The sequence below is a fragment of the Rhizobium sp. RM genome, from assembly GCF_013390595.1.
GTDB lineage: Bacteria > Pseudomonadota > Alphaproteobacteria > Rhizobiales > Rhizobiaceae > Agrobacterium.
In genome coordinates this window covers 848,016-864,722 of the sequence record NZ_JACAWV010000008.1, presented here as the reverse complement: position 1 = coordinate 864,722, position 16,707 = coordinate 848,016, and the positions used below count along the sequence as shown (strand labels likewise).

The following is a 16,707-nucleotide window of genomic DNA, read 5'->3' as shown; positions in this document are numbered from 1 at the left end:
GTGGATGATGAAGATATAAGAGGCGACACCTTACAGCGAAGTGTCTGACGAATGAAAAAATCGTAATGTTGGAAAAGACTTCAGACGCAGGAAATAAACCGCTTATTTTTCAATAAGGTCGCGTATTCTCGCTTCTTCTTCCGGCGTCAACATTGAGCCTTGCGGCAAGGCAGCCCGACGACGGGAGAACACGAAAACGGCAAAAGATCCGGCAAGAATGAGGAGAATGGGGGCGCCCCAAAGGAGAACGGTGCGCAGGCTGAGACGCGGTTTCAGCAGCACGAACTCGCCGTAACGCGACACCACGTAATCGATCACAGCCTGATCGCTGTCACCTTCCGTCAATCGTTCGCGCACCAAAACTCTAAGATCGCGAGCCAGTTCAGCGTTGGAATCATCGATGGACTGGTTCTGGCAGACCATGCAGCGCAACTGCGATGTCAGATTTCTCGCCCGCCCTTCCAGCACCGGGTCTTTCAAGACCTCGTCGGGATTGAAAGCAAAGGCCGGCAAGGCAAGGAGTGAAAGCAGCAGCGCCACAAGCAGTTTGCGCATCATTCCGCAGCCTCCAGCGTCGGCGCTTTAACCGGCTTTGCCTTGCGGTTTGGCGCACCGACGCGCAACCGTCTGTCGGACAACGAAACGAAACCGCCCAACATCATGAACAGCGTTCCACCCCAGATGCAGAGAATGAAGGGCTTCCACCAGATACGCACGACGATACCGCCATCTTCCATGGGATCGCCAAGCGATACGTAAAGCTGGCTCAAACCGAAGGTTAGGATACCCGCTTCGGTGGTCGGCATGCGTCTTGCGGTATAGAGACGCTTCGATGACCAGACATCGCCGACTTCAACGCCCGCCTTGCGAACGGTGAAATGACCGCGATCCTCGGTGAAGTTTGGACCGACCGCATGGCGTATGCCGTCGAAGGTCAGGCTGTAGCCACCAGCTTCAGCAGTCATGCCCTGCTTCATCTCGAGCACAGTTTCGGTTTCGAAGGTGGTGACGATCACGATGCCAAGCACCGTGATGCCGAGCCCCATATGGGCAAGTGCTGTTCCAAAGGCCGAACGCGGTAGACCCTTCAGACGTCGGAAAGCAATGGAGAAGGCGAGTTTGCCGAAATTTGCTCGATACCAGAGATCAGCGAATGCGCCCAATACCAGCCAGAAACCGGCAGCGATGCCAAGCGCTGCCAGGACCGGGCCACCGTTTTCGACGTACCACAGCGTCAGACCGGCAAGTGCGGCAAGCCCTGCAACTACATAAAGGCGCTGAAATGCTCCAAGCAGGTCGCCGCGTTTCCAGGCGAGCAAGGGACCGAACGGGGTCACGATCAGGATCGGCACCATCAACAGGCCGAAAGTCAGATTGAAGAACGGCGCGCCGACAGAGATTTTCTCTCCCGTCAATGTTTCGAGGATCAACGGATAGAGCGTACCGATCAGCACGGTCGCCGTTGCAACCGTCAGGATCAGGTTATTGAGAACGAGCGCGGCTTCACGCGAGATTGGCGCAAACAACCCGCCTGCCTTCAACTCCGGTGCCCGCCAGGCAAACAGGGCAAAGGCACCTCCGATGAAGATCATCAGGATACAGAGGATGAAGATGCCACGGCTTGGATCGGTCGCGAAGGCGTGTACCGAGGTCAGAACACCGGAGCGAACGAGGAACGTCCCGAGCAGCGACAGCGAAAACGTCATGATCGCCAACAGCACTGTCCAGATTTTCAGCGCCTCGCGCTTTTCCATGACCAGAGCCGAATGCAACAAAGCCGTTCCGGCAAGCCACGGCATGAAGGATGCGTTTTCAACCGGGTCCCAGAACCACCAACCACCCCAACCGAGCTCGTAATAGGCCCAATAAGACCCCATGGCGATACCGGCCGTCAGGAAAGTCCAGGCAGCCAGCGTCCAGGGCCTGACCCAGCGTGCCCATGCGGCATCAATCCGGCCTTCGATAAGCGCTGCAACAGCAAAGGAGAAACAGACCGAAAACCCGACATAGCCGAGATAGAGCAGTGGCGGATGAATGGCGAGACCGAAATCCTGGAGGATCGGGTTGAGATCCTGTCCCTCGGCGGGCGCCGGATCAAGGCGCAGGAAGGGATTGGACGTCAGCAGAATAAAGAGCAGGAACGCGACGGCGATCCATGCCTGGACGGAAAGGACATTGGCTTTCAGCGTCTCCGGCAGGTTGCGCCCGAATACGGAAACGAGCGCACTGAAGAATACGAGGATCAGCAGCCACAGCAGCATGGACCCCTCGTGATTTCCCCACACGCCTGTCAGCTTGTAGAGCATCGGCATCAGCGAATGGGAATTTTCCCAGACGTTTCGGACGGAGAAATCCGAAACAGCATAAGCGCGCGTCAGGGCAGCGAAGGACAACGATACCAGAAGAAACATCACCACCGAGCCGAGCGATGCGATGTCCATCAGCGCCCGGTCGTTGCGGCGGGCACCGATGACCGGCAGGATCGAGACGATCAAACCGACGCCGAGCGCCAGAACGAGTGCATAGTGGCCGATCTCGTTGATCATTGCGTCGCTCCGGTCTTGTCCGTCGAAGCCCCGTCGCCTTCAGTGTGCTGCCACAGGCCCTTGTCTTTCAGGCGGTCCGCGACTTCCTTCGGCATGTAGTTCTCGTCGTGCTTGGCCAGAACGCTATCGGCAACGAAACCGTGTGTTGCTGCGTCAAATGTGCCTTCCGTCACCACACCCTGCCCTTCGCGGAACAGGTCCGGCAGAATGCCGGTATAGGTCACCGGCACGGTGGCCGATCCGTCAGTGACCGTAAAGCTTACAGTCCTGCCCTCACCCCGCTTGACCGAGCCTTCCGCAACCAGTCCACCCAGACGAATGCGTGTGCCCGGATTGACCGGTGTTTTCTCCAGATCGGCCGGCATATAGAAATAGGCGATCGACTGGCCGAAGGCGAACATGACGAGCAGCACCGCCATCATGATGAAGCTCACGCCGCCCCCGATGATTGCAAGCCGTTTCTGTTTGCGGGTCATTGTGTTGCACCCTCCTGCGGCACAAGTCCGTCAGTGGAAATTCCGAGTTCCCTGGCGAGCGCCAGAAGCTGTTTGCCCTGTTCACCCTGCGGCGGGAACGCGGCAAGACCTGACTTCAGCGCCTCATTCGCCCTGTTGCCGTTTTTCAGAACGGCATAGGCCCGAACCAGGCGCATCCATCCCTCAAAGTCGGCAGGATTGTCCCGCATCTTGGCCTCGAGGCTTTCGACCATCCCCTCGATCATCGCCTGCCGGTCGGCGGGCGCCATGTCTTTTGCCGCGGCAACATCTTCAGCCGTTGGGCCAGGCTGCGCTCCGCCACCAGTACCGGCTCCGCCCGTGCGGGCAATATGCTCACGCACAAGCGGCAACCACGGCGCACCGGCCGGTGCATCCTTGGCAAGTGCGGTGAAAGCCGCCTGCGCTTCCGGCATCTTGCCAGCCTGCTCCAAAGACAGCGCCAGATAGAAACGTGCTCGCGGATTACCGGGTCTCTGACGCTCGGCATCCTCGAAGGACGACCGGGCAGCCTCGATGACAATGCCGTCATTCATTGCGACCAGCGTCTCGCCGAGACCGATCAGGCGTTCGGGATTTTCTCCCAGCAGACGGATGGCATTGCGGTAAGCCATTTCGGCGTCACCCAGACGCTGGGTCTTGAAGTAGATCGGTGCAAGCACATCCCATCCACCGCCGTCCGCCGGATTCTGCGCCAGATGTCTCTCAACCTTGGCAATCAACAGGTTCATGTCGTTGCCGGGGTTTTCAAGACGTGCCTCGAGCGGCAAGTCCGGGGCATCCGGACTTCCCTGCCAAATGTAAAGACAGAGGCCGAGTGCTGGAAGCAGGACTGTGATGAAGGAGACGGCCAGATTGTGACGGCTTGGGCGAACGGAGCTCGCGGTCTCCTCGGCATCGGCTGCGGCCAGCAGGCGGCGACCGATTTCGGCGCGCGCATATTCAGCCTGCGTGTCACCGATCAAGCCCGCCTGACGCTCGCGCTCAAGCTCTGCCAGCTGATCGCGGTAAACGGCAACCTCTCCGTCGCGGCGGCTTTCAGCTACCTCGGTCTTCCGCATCAACGGATACATCAGGGCGATGGCGACAGCCGCCGTCAATATTGCAACGACAATCCAGAACATAGAGGCTCAATTACTCGAATGCGCGCCGCATGAAAACACGCGTATTGGGAATGACGTAAATTTGAGACATCACGTCGCATGCCACTCTTCCAGCGACAGGCGCTTTCTGGATCAGTCAAGCACACTGCGCCTTGATTTACGTCAATGGTGACCAGCTTCCATCAGGGTTGCGACAGGCTGCACCGCGCACGCGCGTTTCCTTGCCGTCTACCGTCAGCGTATGGGAATATTGCCGGCAATTCTGGTTTCCGACCTGGTATGGCGCGTTGGCGATAACCTGTCCGCTGGCATCGTTGCCGGTCCAGCTTACCGGTGTTCCAACCGGCGCAGTCTCGAGTGCACGATATTCGGCCTCAAGCGCCTTTGTCTGGTCACCACGGTCAAGCTGCACACCGCTGCGTCCAACGATACCGCCCTGGAGATTGGCAAGGAACGGCGTGGAAGGCTGCGACGAGCGGCCAAACAGCCCACCGCCACTGCTTGCTGTTCGCGTGTTTGTCGTCGTGCAGGCGCTCAACATCGATACGCAGAGGACCGACAGAAGCACAGGGCGCGACACCAGAGAACGCATCGTTACGGAACGGCCGTTATCGTAAACGTCAACCAAACTCAGTCCTCACTACCATCGCATTGCACGCATTGTATCGCCATTGAATTTCTTGCTTTTTTTCTTGGATCACGCAAGTTCTTTCGACAGTCCAGGCAAAATCAGATCGGCCTTCAGACCGCCAATCGTGCTGCGCGACAAAGAGAAGCGGCCATGATACTCCGACACCACTTCGCTGACGATGGAAAGGCCGAGACCCGTTCCCGGTCGGCTTTCATCAAGGCGCCTGCCACGCTTCATCGCTTCACTGATCTGTTCCGGCTCCAGTCCCGGCCCGTCATCCTCAACCGTGAGCTCGATCCAGGCTCGGCGGGCAATCTCCGGGTCTGACGAGGGATGGGTACCTGCGGCGACCCGTACGATCACCTGATGCTTCGCGAAACGGGCCGCATTTTCCAGGAGGTTGCCGACGACTTCCTCGAGGTCCTGCTGCTCCATCGCCAGAACACTGCCCGGCACATCGAATACCAGTGAGAACTGCTTGTCGGGGTTCAGGCGGCGCATGACGCGCACCAGCCGCTCGAGTGCCGGTTCAGCCTCGGCACGGGCCAGGATCGAACCGCGCTGGGCCGCGATACGGGCACGCGACAGATAGGACTGCACCTGCGCCTGCATGGCATCTGCCTGTGCCCGTACGAGATCACCATGCTGCGGCTCCAGCGTCCGTGCTTCGTTCAACAACACGGCAATCGGCGTTTTCAGCGAGTGCGCCAGATTACCCACCTGCATTCGGGCGCGCTCCACGATACGGCGGTTGCTGTCGATCAGCGCATTGACCTCATTTGCCAGCGGCTGGATTTCCCGTGGGAATTCGCCCTCGAGGCTTTCGGCTTCGCCGCCTCGAATCTTGCCAAGTGCAACACGGGCCTGATCAAGCGGGCGTAGCGAATAGAGAATGGCCAGACCATTGACGACAAGACTGCCGACACCGAAAACCGCGAGCGCCAGATAGAGGCTGTTGGAGAAGTCCCGAACATCGTCTTCGACGACGTTGAGGTTGCCGGAAACGCGGAAACGCGCAGCTCGCCCTTCACCGTCCAGTACCACTTCCGTTTCGGCGACCTGCACGCGATTGCCAGCTTCATCGGTCACGGCATAAAAACGCTCGTAGCGATTGTCGAAGGGTACATCGAGAATCCCCGGCACTGGCAGCGAGGCAACGCCGAGCGAGGACGAGACCAGCGGTGCGGTCTGGAAATTGCCAAGCGGCTCCACCACCCAGTACCAGCCGGTATCGGGCTGTGAAAATCTAAGATCACCGAGCTGCGGGCTGCCCGCAAGGGTATTCTCGTTTGAGATCGTGATCGAGTTGATCACGTTGTAGAGCTGGGCGCGCAAAAGATCCGTGAAGCTACGCTCCACGCCCTGACGATAGAGCGTGGAAATCACCACCGCAATCACCACCAGCGCCAGCACCGACCAAAGTGAGGCGAGCAGAAGGACGCGGGCGGTGAGTGAGTTACTTCGCATCTGCGGGCGCTTGCATCCGATAACCAAGACCACGGATCGTCTCGATCAGGTCGACGCCGAGCTTTTTACGCAGGCGTCCAACGAAGACCTCGATCGTGTTGGAATCGCGATCGAAATCCTGATCGTACATGTGTTCGACCAGTTCCGTCCGAGACACGACCTCACCCATGTGATGCATGAGATAGGAGAGCAGTCGGAATTCGTGCGACGTCAGTTTCAGCGTCGTTCCGTTGACTGTTGCCTTTGACGACTTCGTATCAAGCCGCACGGGGCCACAGACCAGTTCGGATGACGCATGACCGGCAGCACGGCGAATGAGGGCACGAACACGCGCCAGAACCTCTTCCACATGGAACGGCTTCGTCACGTAGTCGTCGGCACCCGCATCAATGCCGGCCACCTTGTCGCTCCAGCGATCGCGCGCCGTGAGGATCAGGACCGGCATGGCCTTGCCGGCAGCGCGCCATTTCTCCACAACGGTGATACCATCCATCTGCGGTAGACCGATATCGAGCACGATGGCATCATAAGGCTCCGTGTCGCCGAGATAATGGCCTTCTTCGCCATCGAATGCCTGATCGACAACATAACCGGCTTCTTTCAAAGCATCGGTCAACTGGCGATTGAGGTTTGCATCGTCCTCGACAACGAGAATGCGCATGATCCGCCCTTTCCTGTCCGCCGCAGCCTGTTTTCGTGCTTCGGTCTTCTTGTATTGATAAGGGTTGTTTTCCGATATTTTGATGCCGCGAGCAAGGCTACATCGGAACGCGCATCGTAACCTTGCGCGGACGTTCGCCATTGCCCTGAACGAGTACCGTCACGACACAGGACTGACCGTCATTGGAGGGGTAAACCGAAAGGAGCTGTCCGCCAGTTTCGCGGACCACGCGGGATACGGCCGCACTGCAATCGCTCGCAGCAAGTGTGTAACGGCCCTGCAGATCAGCCTCGGGCGCCGTGAAACCGGAGAGCCCGGCTGCAAGCGTCGCGATGATGAGAGGTGATGCCATTGCACAAACTTCCAAACAAGACAGGGTGCGTGTCAAATCGTATTGTGACTGAATATGTAGCGTAAAGCGTCTGAATGGCAAATGAATGCCAGCTTTTCCATCGGCAAGGCGGGGAAAAAGCGAGGGGTTACACACCTCCGCAAATCTGGCCGCAACGGCTGGAAGACAGCCGAAAAAGGCTGCAAGAGCGCCGATCCATCCCGCTTTCGATCATATTTCTGCACCGCTTGCCTTTAGAGGTCGCCCAACCGTGTCCGGCCAATGACGCAATCTTCCACCTCAATGGACATCGTCGCGACCGAACTGACCCAAGATTGTCGATTCCCGGCCTTTTCCCATTGGTTTTCAGGGCTTTTGACGGCCAAGCCACCGCTCGCTGTCACAGCTGATTCCACCTCATGTGACCAAAGGAAAGAAGGCCCACAAAAATGTGATCCCATGAAGCGCGGAAATCTGTGCGTTGGCTGGGTCTCATCAAACGATTGAGACATTCGCACACCCTTAACTTGCAGGCTCGTCTGATTGTGGTTGTTGATGTCAGGGCGCGCTGCTACCAAAAGCTTCATTTCCGTTTCAGAATCAGCATCTGCATCCTGCCATGTCAGAACCCGCAATTCCCGTGCGTCGCGTGCGACTTATCGCTGTGCTTGCCATCGGCCAGATCATTGGCTGGGGTGCGTGCTTTGAATCTCTTGCGTTGCTGGGCACACCCATCGGTCGCGATCTCGGTCTTGCTAAGGAACTCGTCTTTGCCGGCTTGACGGTTATGATGGCGGTCAGCGCCTTTTGTGGCCCCGCACTTGGACGCGCGCTCACCCGGTACGGCGCCCGCCCCGTGCTTGTTACTGGATCGCTGCTGTTTCCCGTGGGCCTCGGCATCCTCGCCTGTTCGAATGGCTTTCTTAGCTATTGCCTTGCATGGACCGTGATGGGATTTGCCGGAGCATGCGGTCTTTCGACGTCGGCCAACACGGCGATGGTCGAACGCATCGGCGCAGACGGCGGTCGGATGATCTCGCTGTTAATGATCTTCACCGGGCTTTCCGCAACCATCTTTCTGCCGATCACCGCCTATGGCGAGCACCACTTCGGCTGGCGCGGCACGCTGGTGATCTTCGCCGGCCTGCAGCTCTTCGTCATGGTTCCGCTTTACATTTTCGCCTTGCCGGGGGAACGCCTGCCTGCGGCCTCTCCGCCATCCCAGACGACGACGCCTGCCGCTGCAACAACCGACGCACGGCAGCATGCCTTTTTGCTTCTGGCCGCAATGACGACAATCAGCGCCTTCACCAGCTTCGGACTGTCGCCTCTCGTGCCATCGCTGCTTTTGGCAATGGGAGCATCCTCTGCGCTTGCGTTGCAGCTTGCCTCGGCACGCGGGGTCTTCGCCATTTCCGCACGCGGTCTCGATTTTCTGTTGGGAAAGCGCGGCAATCCCTTCTTCACCGGGATGGCCGGCAGCATCCTGTTCCTGGCCTCGCTGCTGCTACTGCTTGCCCTCGGTCCATCGACGGCGGCTTTCACTGTCTTTACAGTTCTCTTCGGCTTTGGTGGCGGAGTGGTCGCAGTGAGCCGGGCGGTGCTGCCGCTTGCGGTGTTTTCGCCGCAGGAATACGGCCTTCAAGCCGCAAGGATTTCACTACCGCAAAACCTGGCAATTGCCGCCGCACCACTTTTCTTCACGGCTGTGCTGGAGCGAGGTGGACCAACCCTGGCACTCACCGTGGCAAGCGCGTTGTTGTTTGTCTCGATCATGCTTCTCGCAGCTCTGTGGAAGACAGTCCGTAAATCGTCGCGTTGAGCAAAATCACGCGCGGCCACGAGCTGGTCAGCACGTTCAGACTTGAATAACCGTTTTGATCTATGATCTGGGCAATGGCGCGGACAGCCCGCGCCAGCCAGAGCGACTGAGTGCAAAAAATTCTGAATCGCTGGAATCACTTGGAGGCAACGCCTCACAAAACGATTCCGCATCTTCAGAAACCGATTCAGGTCCGGTCGTTCAGCGGATTGGCTGCTTGACTGCGGTGTCGCTGTTGAAATCGGCTGCGACGCGAGTGTCGCGCAAAGGCTTTACCGTCCGCGTCGAAAGATCATAAGCGGGATCTGCCTTGTAAGCGGCGAGTGCCTCCTCGCTCTCGAACTCCCCGTAGACGATGAAGTCGACCGAGTTTCCCCACTGGTCCTTCTTGACGTTCTCACCGATTTCCAACTTCAGCGCATGCGGTATGGCAGTGAGGCCCGACAGCCCCTTGCGCACGGCGTCGCGGTTTTCCTCAGGAACGGTGAAAAAGACGATATGGCGGATCACGGTGTCACCTGTCATGCAAAATTCAAACGCGGCCATTCGGGCCGTGGAGACGGGTTATCATCTGGTTCACTCGGGTTCAATGCATAGCCTGCATGTGGTCCTGACGAAGAATCGGGCAAACCGAATCCCATTTCCAACCCCTGAAAATCGCCAGTATCGTAACACCCCGTTTTTCCACATGATCGTTGTCAGGACTAAATCGATTTGAAAAAATCTTAATCGATTTTAATCCTCAGATCGAAGTTTCGGGGTAAAAAATTCCTTGAATAACGGAACCTTAGCGCGCTATCTCGATTTATCGCGCAATTCTGCAGCGTTAACCCATTAGGAGGAATGCCACCATGACAGCGACAGTCCCCCAGACAGTTTACGACCGTCTTGAAAACGAATGGCGCCAAATGCGCGAGACCGGCTCTCAGCAAAAACCTGCCCAGACGCCGAAGAAATAAAGACAGTCCAGGCTTCCAGAAAAAGCCTTGTTTTGACACCATCCCCGACAGGCCTGTCGGGGAAAAGATCATCAAAATGATCGCGTTCATTATACCGCTGCGCGTGGCTCTGATTTCTTATTCGCTTACCGCAATCCCCCCGAAAAAAGACTAGGACACCGTTAGAAACAGCGACGCTTTTGATCCCCGTCGTTACGTGGCTTCCTGTTTCCACGTGTTAGCCCAATCGTGTGGAAGCAAAGCAAGCAGAGCTGAAAATCCAATATAGGATTATTTTCCTTGTTTGTGAATTTTATCTCGCAAGGGCGTTTGCACAGGCGTGTGAGGCATACTACACTCCCGGACGATGGTGCGGCGACAAGGGGAAATAATGTCCATGAAACAATGGATTGCACGGTTGTTTGCAGGTCTGTCGGCAACCGGGATCGTGATCGGCACTGTGCTGTTCTGCGCATCACTCACCCCTTCCCTCCTGCCGCGAAGCTGGATGATGCAAGGCGTGTTGTGCGGTTTCTCCTTTGCGATCGGCTACCTCATCGGCGTATGCCTGCATGCTGTCTGGGCCTATCTGGAACTGCCGGAACCTTCACGTGGCAACAAACGCTGCATAAACTTTCTACTGTTTCTGGCGGGGCTTATCATGGCCTGCGTCTTCCTGTGGCAGGCGGCAAATTGGCAAAACTCCATTCGTGTGCTGATGGAGCTCGATCCGCTACCAAGTGCGCACCCCACTAAAACAGGTCTGATTGCCCTTGCTGTCGCAACCGTCCTCATCCTCCTGGGGCGGCTTTTTCAACTGGTGCGACGCTTCTTTGCGTCGCGCAGCCGTCACTTCCTGCCGCAACGCCTCGCCAATGTCATCGGCATTACCGTTGCGGTGGTTCTGTCATGGATGCTTCTGAATGGTCTGATTTTCGATATCGGCCTGCGTTTCGCGGATTCCTCGCTCAAACAAGTGGATTCGTTGATCGAACCGGACGTGCCGCGCCCCGAGGACCCGAACAAGACAGGCAGCAGCGCTTCGCGAATGACATGGGAATCGCTTGGCCGACGCGGACGTGAATTCGTCGCTAGTGGGCCTGATGCCGGCAATATTTCCGGTTTTACCGGGCGCGGCGCCAAGGAACCGTTACGTGTTTATGCCGGCCTCAACTCAGCAGAAACACCCGAGGCGAGAGCGGCATTGGCGCTGGAAGAGCTGAAACGGGTTGGCGGCTTCGAACGAAAGGTCTTGCTCATCGTCATTCCGACCGGCACGGGGTGGATCGATCCTGAAGGGCTCGACACTGTCGAATATCTGCACGATGGCGACATCGCCAGCGTTGCCGTACAATACTCTTATCTGTCGAGCTGGATCGCGCTTCTGACAGAACCCAACTACGGCGTTGAAACCGCCCGCGCCCTGTTTCATGCCGTTTATGGGTACTGGACAACGTTACCGAAAGAGACGCGTCCGAAGCTTTACCTGCATGGTCTGAGCCTCGGTTCGCTTAATTCGCAGAAATCCTCTGATCTTTACGATGTGCTCTCAGATCCCTTCCAGGGTGCGCTTTGGAGTGGTCCACCCTTCTCCAGTCCCACCTGGCGCATGGCAACCAATGGCAGGGTCGCAGGCTCACCGGAATGGCTGCCACGGTTCCGAGATTCGTCCGTCATCCGCTTCGCCAATCAGTATACCAATGCGCACATGCCTGACGCAGCGTGGGGGCCGATGCGGATCGTTTACCTGCAATATGCAAGCGACCCCATCACCTTTTTCGAGGCTTCGTCTCTCTATCGCCGTCCGGAATGGATGGTCCACCACGGTCCGGATGTTTCCTCTTCCTTCCGTTGGTTCCCTGTCGTGACGCTGCTGCAACTCGGGCTCGATGTCGCCTCCGCCACCACGGCACCCATGGGTTACGGACATGTCTATGCGCCGGAGCATTATATCGACGCCTGGATGGAAGTGACGCAACCAGCGGGGTGGAACGCGGACGATATCCAGCGACTGAAAATGTTCTTCAAGGCCCGTCGCGGCTCGACTGATCCAACCTAGACGGCGGTGGAGGCCGCGACGGGTTTTACGCCCTTCAGCCTTTCAACGCGTCCAAGTGATCGGCCACATAGATTTCGAGAGAACGCGGTGCCTTGCCCGTCAGCGTTTGCACGTCGCCGGTCACCGCTGACGTCCAGCCTTCACGCACCGGGTAAAAGATCGACGCAAGGAAAGCCGCGTAATCCTGCGGCACGCCTGCACCTGTCAGGATGCCGATAAAGGCTTCATCCGAAACGGCATTGTAGGCAACCGGCCTGCCGATTGCCTTTTCGATGATTGCTGCAGCATCGGCGTAACCCAGCGCCTCCGGGCCAGTCAGATTGAATGCCTTGCCATCGAAGGCTGTCGAGGTCAGCGCTGCGGCGGCACTGTCGGCGATATCGCGGACATCGATAAAGCTCGACTTTCCATTGCCGGCAGGAACAGCAACCTGCCCGTGATCGATGCCTGCCTTCCAGAAGGTATGAAAATTGTCAGCAAACCAGTTGGGACGAAGAATGACGTGGGGAATCCCGGAGGCGATGATTTTCAGCTCTACCTGGCGATACGGAATGGAATCGTCGGCATCGACACCGAAGACACTCATGAAAACGATCTTGATCTTGCGGCGGATCGCCTCGTCGACGACAGGCGACAATGCGCCAAGAACATCGACATGGCCGGTTGATAGCAAGAGATAAAGCCTGTCAACGCCATCAAAGGCATCCGCGAAGGTTGAGGTGTCAGCGTAATCGAAGCGAACGCCCTCTGCCCCTTCCACAGCCTTGCCGCTGCGTGACGCAGCCTTGACGCTTTCGCCCTTGTTCACCAGCGCTTTCACCAGAGGAGTCCCGACCGTCCCGGTCGCACCGAGCACGAGTATCTTGCCTGTCATTCCAAATCTCCTTAGTATCTTATGGAAACCATGTTTCCAGAAAATACATACTGCGGATTGGAAATCGCTAAAAGAGAGCACTTTTCGGTTATCTGGTAACCTGCAGGAAACCCGGCAGTCACAATTGTCAGGGCGAAAGGGACACGATGAACTACCCCTATGACGTATATGAAGACCGCTGCCCGACACGCATGGTGCTGGACAGGCTTGCAGACAAATGGGCACTTCTCATCCTCGACCGTCTGCGGGTGGAGGCCGTGCGCTTCAATCTGCTGCGGCGTGAAATCAAAGGCATTTCCCAGAAGGTCCTGTCTCAAACCTTGAAGAAGCTTGAGCGCGACGGTCTGATCGTGCGGCAGGCTTTTCCAACAGTTCCGGTAACCGTCGAATATTCGCTGACGCCCCTTGGACGCACGCTGACCGATACGGTCGCCGCCCTTGCGCATTGGGCAGAGGGCAATATCGAAGCTGTGATGGCGGCCCAAAAAGCCTATGATGCGGCCAATGAGCGAGCGTTAGCGTGAAATCCGCGTCGAGAGGATAATCGACGACAATGTACGTTCCACGCCCTCAAGGGCACCGATCCGATCGATCAGTTGATCGAGATCGGCGATGGATGGCGCGGCCAGGATGGCGATGAGGTCAAAACTTCCGCCGACCGAATGCAGTGTCGTGACCTCCCGGATTGCCGAAAGCGAGGCGGTGACGGCCGGCAAGGCCTTGGGTGCAATGGTAATCAGCACGTGGGCGCGAACCAGTCCGGACAGATAGCTTTCCGAAAACCTCAGACCATATCCGGCGATCACGCCGTCCGTCTCCAACCGCTCTATCCGGGCCTGCACAGTCGTGCGTGAAAGGCCAAGTTTGCGCGCCAATTCGGCAACTGGCATGCGGGCATTCTCGGACAAAAGCGCCAGAAGCGCGCGGTCCTTGTCTGTGATTGTCATTATGACCAATCCTATCGTCAATCCGACCAATATTACCCTGCAATTATGGCAGAGTGAAGCTACGAATCGACGGTAAAATCCGACATTTTTGGATCTCATATGCATTCAAACTGCGGGGAACAAACCTATGAAAAATATCGTCATTGTCGGTGCTGGCAATATCGGATCGGCCATCGCCTGGATGCTTGCCGTAACCGGCGACTACAAGATCACAGTGGCGGACCGCTCTGCCGAACAGCTCGCCAATGTTCCGACGCATGACAACGTCGAAACCGAAATCGTCGACATTACCTACCGTGCTCCACTCGAGGCGCTGCTCAAAGGCCGTTTTGCCGTTCTTTCTGCCGCACCGTTCCATCTAACCGCAGGCATCGCCGAGGCCGCGGTTGCAGTCGGAACACATTATCTGGATCTGACCGAAGACGTTGAATCCACCCGCAAGGTCAAGGCTCTGGCCGAAACAGCCGAAACGGCCCTCATTCCGCAGTGTGGTCTTGCACCCGGTTTCATCTCCATCGCCGCAGCAGATATCGCGTCGCGCTTCGACAAGCTGGACAGCGTGCGCATGCGCGTCGGCGCACTTCCGCAATATCCGTCCAATGCCTTGAACTACAACCTGACCTGGAGCACGGACGGCCTTATCAACGAATATATCGAGCCATGCGAAGCGATTGTCGAAGGTCGCCTCACCGCTGTCCCGGCACTTGAGGAGCGCGAAGAGTTCTCGCTCGATGGCGTGACGTACGAGGCGTTCAACACCTCCGGTGGGCTGGGCACGCTATGCGCCACGCTGGAAGGCAAGGTGCGCACCATGAATTACCGCACCATCCGTTACCCCGGCCATGTTGCAATCATGAAAGCGCTGCTCAATGATCTCAACCTGCGCAATCGCCGCGACGTGTTGAAGGACCTGTTTGAAAACGCGTTGCCCGCCACGATGCAGGACGTTGTGATCGTGTTCGTTACCATCTGCGGCACGCAGAAAGGCCGCTTCCTGCAGGAGACCTACGCCAACAAGGTCTATGCCGGCCCAGTGTCCGGCCGCATGATGAGCGCAATCCAGATCACCACGGCCGCCGGCATCTGCACGGTTCTCGATCTTCTCGCCGAAGGCGCGCTCCCCCAGAAGGGCTTCGTCCGGCAGGAGGAAATCGCTCTGCCCAAATTCCTGGCGAACCGCTTTGGCCATTATTACGGATCGCATGAGCCGCTTGCCAAGGCTGGCTAAGGGAATACTCAGCGTCGTCGACCCAATTTCAGCGTCGCACTGAACGCGATACGGTTAGGTCGATAAGCCCGAAAACTCTCTTCGCCGCGCAGACGCGCGGCGACTGGAGGTTTCGCTTCACGTCCCGCAGAACGTCCGGGACACACGCTCGTGGTTCATCGGCGCCTGCATGTAGACTGCGAACTCATCGCGTTCCTCGAACGGTCTGGCGATTGCAGCCAGCATGTCGTGGAATGGTTCAAAGTCGCCGTCTTCGACTGCTGCTGCGATCAGTTCCTCGATGCGGTGGTTGCGGGGAATGATTGCCGGATTGACCGACAGCATCGCTGTCTTTCGTTGGGCTGCAGACACGCCGTCCCGTTCGGCTCTGGTACGCCAACGCGCCAACCATGCGTCCGCCGCAGCAAGATCGATGAACATGCCGCGAAATGCTTCCGCATCGCCATCTGCTGCATGAGACAGTCGCCGGAACGTCAATGTGAAGTCAGCCTCCGAAGCTTGCATCATCGCCAGAAGAGCCTGAACGAGCGACGTGTCGTCGTCCTCTTCCGTCACCAGTCCAAGTTTCTGACGCATGCCGGAAAGCCAGCGTCCTGGAAAATTCCCGGCAAATTTCGCAAGAACGGCGTTGGCCAGTTCCGCTGCCTTTTCCGCCTCGGGATCAAGCAGCGGCAACAGGCATTCTGCCAAGCGGGCGATGTTCCACTGGGCGATGCCCGGCTGGTTGTTATAGGCATAGCGGCCTTGGGCATCGATTGAGGAAAACACCTTGTTGGGATGGTATTCATCAAGGAAGGCGCAGGGGCCGAAATCGATGGTTTCGCCCGAAACGGCCATGTTGTCTGTATTCATCACGCCATGGATGAAGCCCACCATCAACCAACGTGCCACAAGATCGAGTTGTCGTGCCGCGATCGCCTGCAGAAGCGCGAGATAGGGATTATCAGCCTGCGTCGCGTCTGGATAATGGCGATCGATGACGTAATCGGCCAGCGCCTTGATGCCATCATCGTCTTCACGCGCCGCAAAGAACTGGAACGTACCGACACGGATGTGGCTGGCCGCAACACGAGTGAAAACGCCACCCGGCAGCCCGATCTCACGCTGCACGCGCTCTCCGCTCAACACGGCAGCGAGTGCCCGCGTGGCAGGAATGCCAAGCGCATACATGGCCTCAGAGACGATATATTCACGCAGGACCGGACCAAGTGCTGCACGCCCATCTCCGCGTCGCGAGAAGGGCGTGGGGCCAGACCCTTTCAGCTGGATGTCGCGCCGTTTGCCGTTCCTGTCGATGACCTCGCCGAGCAGGATCGCCCGTCCGTCGCCAAGCTGCGGAACAAACCCGCCAAACTGATGCCCCGCATAGGCCATAGCCAGAGGCTCAGCGCCTTGCGGTACCGTATTGCCGGAAAAGATTGCAGCGAGTCTGTCATCAGCAAGGCCGGAAATATCCAACCCCAATTCATCGGCAAGGGGATGATTGAAGGCGATAAGTTGCGGCGCCTTGACCGGGGTCGGCAGCACGGCAGCGCTAAAACGCTTTGGAAGACGGGCGTAGGAATTGTCGAATTTCATCACGGATGCGCTCCTGCTTTGCGGCTCA

16 protein-coding genes are annotated in these 16,707 nt (G+C 57.7%); 4 read left to right on the top strand and 12 right to left on the bottom strand.

All coding sequences use genetic code 11. The features are described from left to right. Positions 1-102 precede the first annotated feature (102 nt). The 8 genes from HWX89_RS13185 to HWX89_RS13150 form a co-directional block, all read right to left on the bottom strand. The gene (locus HWX89_RS13185) at positions 103-555 is read right to left on the bottom strand and encodes a cytochrome c-type biogenesis protein (RefSeq protein WP_138794984.1); all 453 of its coding nucleotides are present in this window, start codon (positions 553-555) and stop codon (positions 103-105) included. Beyond that, positions 555-2,546, bottom strand: coding sequence for a heme lyase CcmF/NrfE family subunit (locus HWX89_RS13180; RefSeq protein WP_138794898.1), 1,992 nt, complete (start codon positions 2,544-2,546; stop codon positions 555-557). Before HWX89_RS13180 ends, HWX89_RS13185 begins: the two co-directional genes overlap by 1 nt. Further along, positions 2,543-3,022, bottom strand: coding sequence for a cytochrome c maturation protein CcmE (gene ccmE / locus HWX89_RS13175; protein WP_138794897.1), 480 nt, complete (start codon positions 3,020-3,022; stop codon positions 2,543-2,545). Before ccmE ends, HWX89_RS13180 begins: the two co-directional genes overlap by 4 nt. Next, complete coding sequence (gene ccmI / locus HWX89_RS13170; protein WP_138794896.1) at positions 3,019-4,164, bottom strand: c-type cytochrome biogenesis protein CcmI; 1,146 nt, start codon at positions 4,162-4,164, stop codon at positions 3,019-3,021. Before ccmI ends, ccmE begins: the two co-directional genes overlap by 4 nt. 136 nt (positions 4,165-4,300) lie before the next feature. Continuing rightward, the gene (locus HWX89_RS13165) at positions 4,301-4,735 is read right to left on the bottom strand and encodes an RT0821/Lpp0805 family surface protein (RefSeq protein ID WP_138794983.1); all 435 of its coding nucleotides are present in this window, start codon (positions 4,733-4,735) and stop codon (positions 4,301-4,303) included. Between the two features lie 105 nt (positions 4,736-4,840). Further along, positions 4,841-6,241: an ATP-binding protein gene (locus HWX89_RS13160; protein ID WP_138794895.1), complete on the bottom strand. Its 1,401-nt coding sequence runs from the start codon at positions 6,239-6,241 to the stop codon at positions 4,841-4,843. Beyond that, positions 6,231-6,902 (bottom strand): response regulator transcription factor, encoded by a 672-nt coding sequence (locus tag HWX89_RS13155; RefSeq protein ID WP_003497063.1) that lies wholly within the window; start codon positions 6,900-6,902, stop codon positions 6,231-6,233. Before HWX89_RS13155 ends, HWX89_RS13160 begins: the two co-directional genes overlap by 11 nt. Before the next feature lie 97 nt (positions 6,903-6,999). Further along, positions 7,000-7,254 carry a hypothetical protein gene (locus HWX89_RS13150; RefSeq protein WP_138794894.1) on the bottom strand — a complete coding sequence of 85 codons (255 nt, stop codon included), beginning with the start codon at positions 7,252-7,254 and terminating at the stop codon, positions 7,000-7,002. Between the two features lie 598 nt (positions 7,255-7,852). Between HWX89_RS13150 and HWX89_RS13145 the strand changes: the two genes are divergently transcribed. Continuing rightward, positions 7,853-9,055 carry an MFS transporter gene (locus HWX89_RS13145; RefSeq protein ID WP_138794893.1) on the top strand — a complete coding sequence of 401 codons (1,203 nt, stop codon included), beginning with the start codon at positions 7,853-7,855 and terminating at the stop codon, positions 9,053-9,055. 201 nt (positions 9,056-9,256) lie between these two features. Here the strand turns inward: HWX89_RS13145 and HWX89_RS13140 are convergent, their stop codons facing one another. Further along, positions 9,257-9,580 (bottom strand): Dabb family protein, encoded by a 324-nt coding sequence (locus tag HWX89_RS13140; protein WP_210271353.1) that lies wholly within the window; start codon positions 9,578-9,580, stop codon positions 9,257-9,259. 810 nt (positions 9,581-10,390) lie between these two features. On the opposite strand from HWX89_RS13140, the gene HWX89_RS13135 reads away from it, so the two are divergent. Beyond that, the gene (locus HWX89_RS13135) at positions 10,391-12,052 is read left to right on the top strand and encodes an alpha/beta hydrolase (protein WP_138794892.1); all 1,662 of its coding nucleotides are present in this window, start codon (positions 10,391-10,393) and stop codon (positions 12,050-12,052) included. 34 nt (positions 12,053-12,086) lie between these two features. Here HWX89_RS13135 and HWX89_RS13130 read toward each other — a convergent pair whose 3' ends face one another. Continuing rightward, the gene (locus HWX89_RS13130; RefSeq protein WP_138794891.1) at positions 12,087-12,926 is read right to left on the bottom strand and encodes an SDR family oxidoreductase; all 840 of its coding nucleotides are present in this window, start codon (positions 12,924-12,926) and stop codon (positions 12,087-12,089) included. A 146-nt stretch (positions 12,927-13,072) separates the two neighbouring features. Between HWX89_RS13130 and HWX89_RS13125 the strand changes: the two genes are divergently transcribed. After that, positions 13,073-13,450 (top strand): winged helix-turn-helix transcriptional regulator, encoded by a 378-nt coding sequence (locus tag HWX89_RS13125; protein ID WP_138794890.1) that lies wholly within the window; start codon positions 13,073-13,075, stop codon positions 13,448-13,450. Here HWX89_RS13125 and HWX89_RS13120 read toward each other — a convergent pair. Beyond that, entirely contained in the window at positions 13,442-13,873 is a 432-nt protein-coding gene (locus HWX89_RS13120; RefSeq protein ID WP_138794889.1) for an Lrp/AsnC family transcriptional regulator, read from the bottom strand. The genes HWX89_RS13125 and HWX89_RS13120 overlap by 9 nt on opposite strands. A gap of 127 nt (positions 13,874-14,000) precedes the next feature. Here HWX89_RS13120 and HWX89_RS13115 point away from each other — a divergent pair, with 127 nt between their 5' ends. After that, a complete protein-coding gene (locus tag HWX89_RS13115) occupies positions 14,001-15,101 on the top strand; it encodes a saccharopine dehydrogenase family protein (RefSeq protein WP_138794888.1) in 1,101 nt (366 codons plus the stop codon). A gap of 117 nt (positions 15,102-15,218) precedes the next feature. Here the strand turns inward: HWX89_RS13115 and HWX89_RS13110 are convergent, their stop codons facing one another. Continuing rightward, complete coding sequence (locus HWX89_RS13110) at positions 15,219-16,679, bottom strand: protein adenylyltransferase SelO (RefSeq protein WP_138794981.1); 1,461 nt, start codon at positions 16,677-16,679, stop codon at positions 15,219-15,221. Between the last annotated feature and the right edge of the window lie 28 nt (positions 16,680-16,707).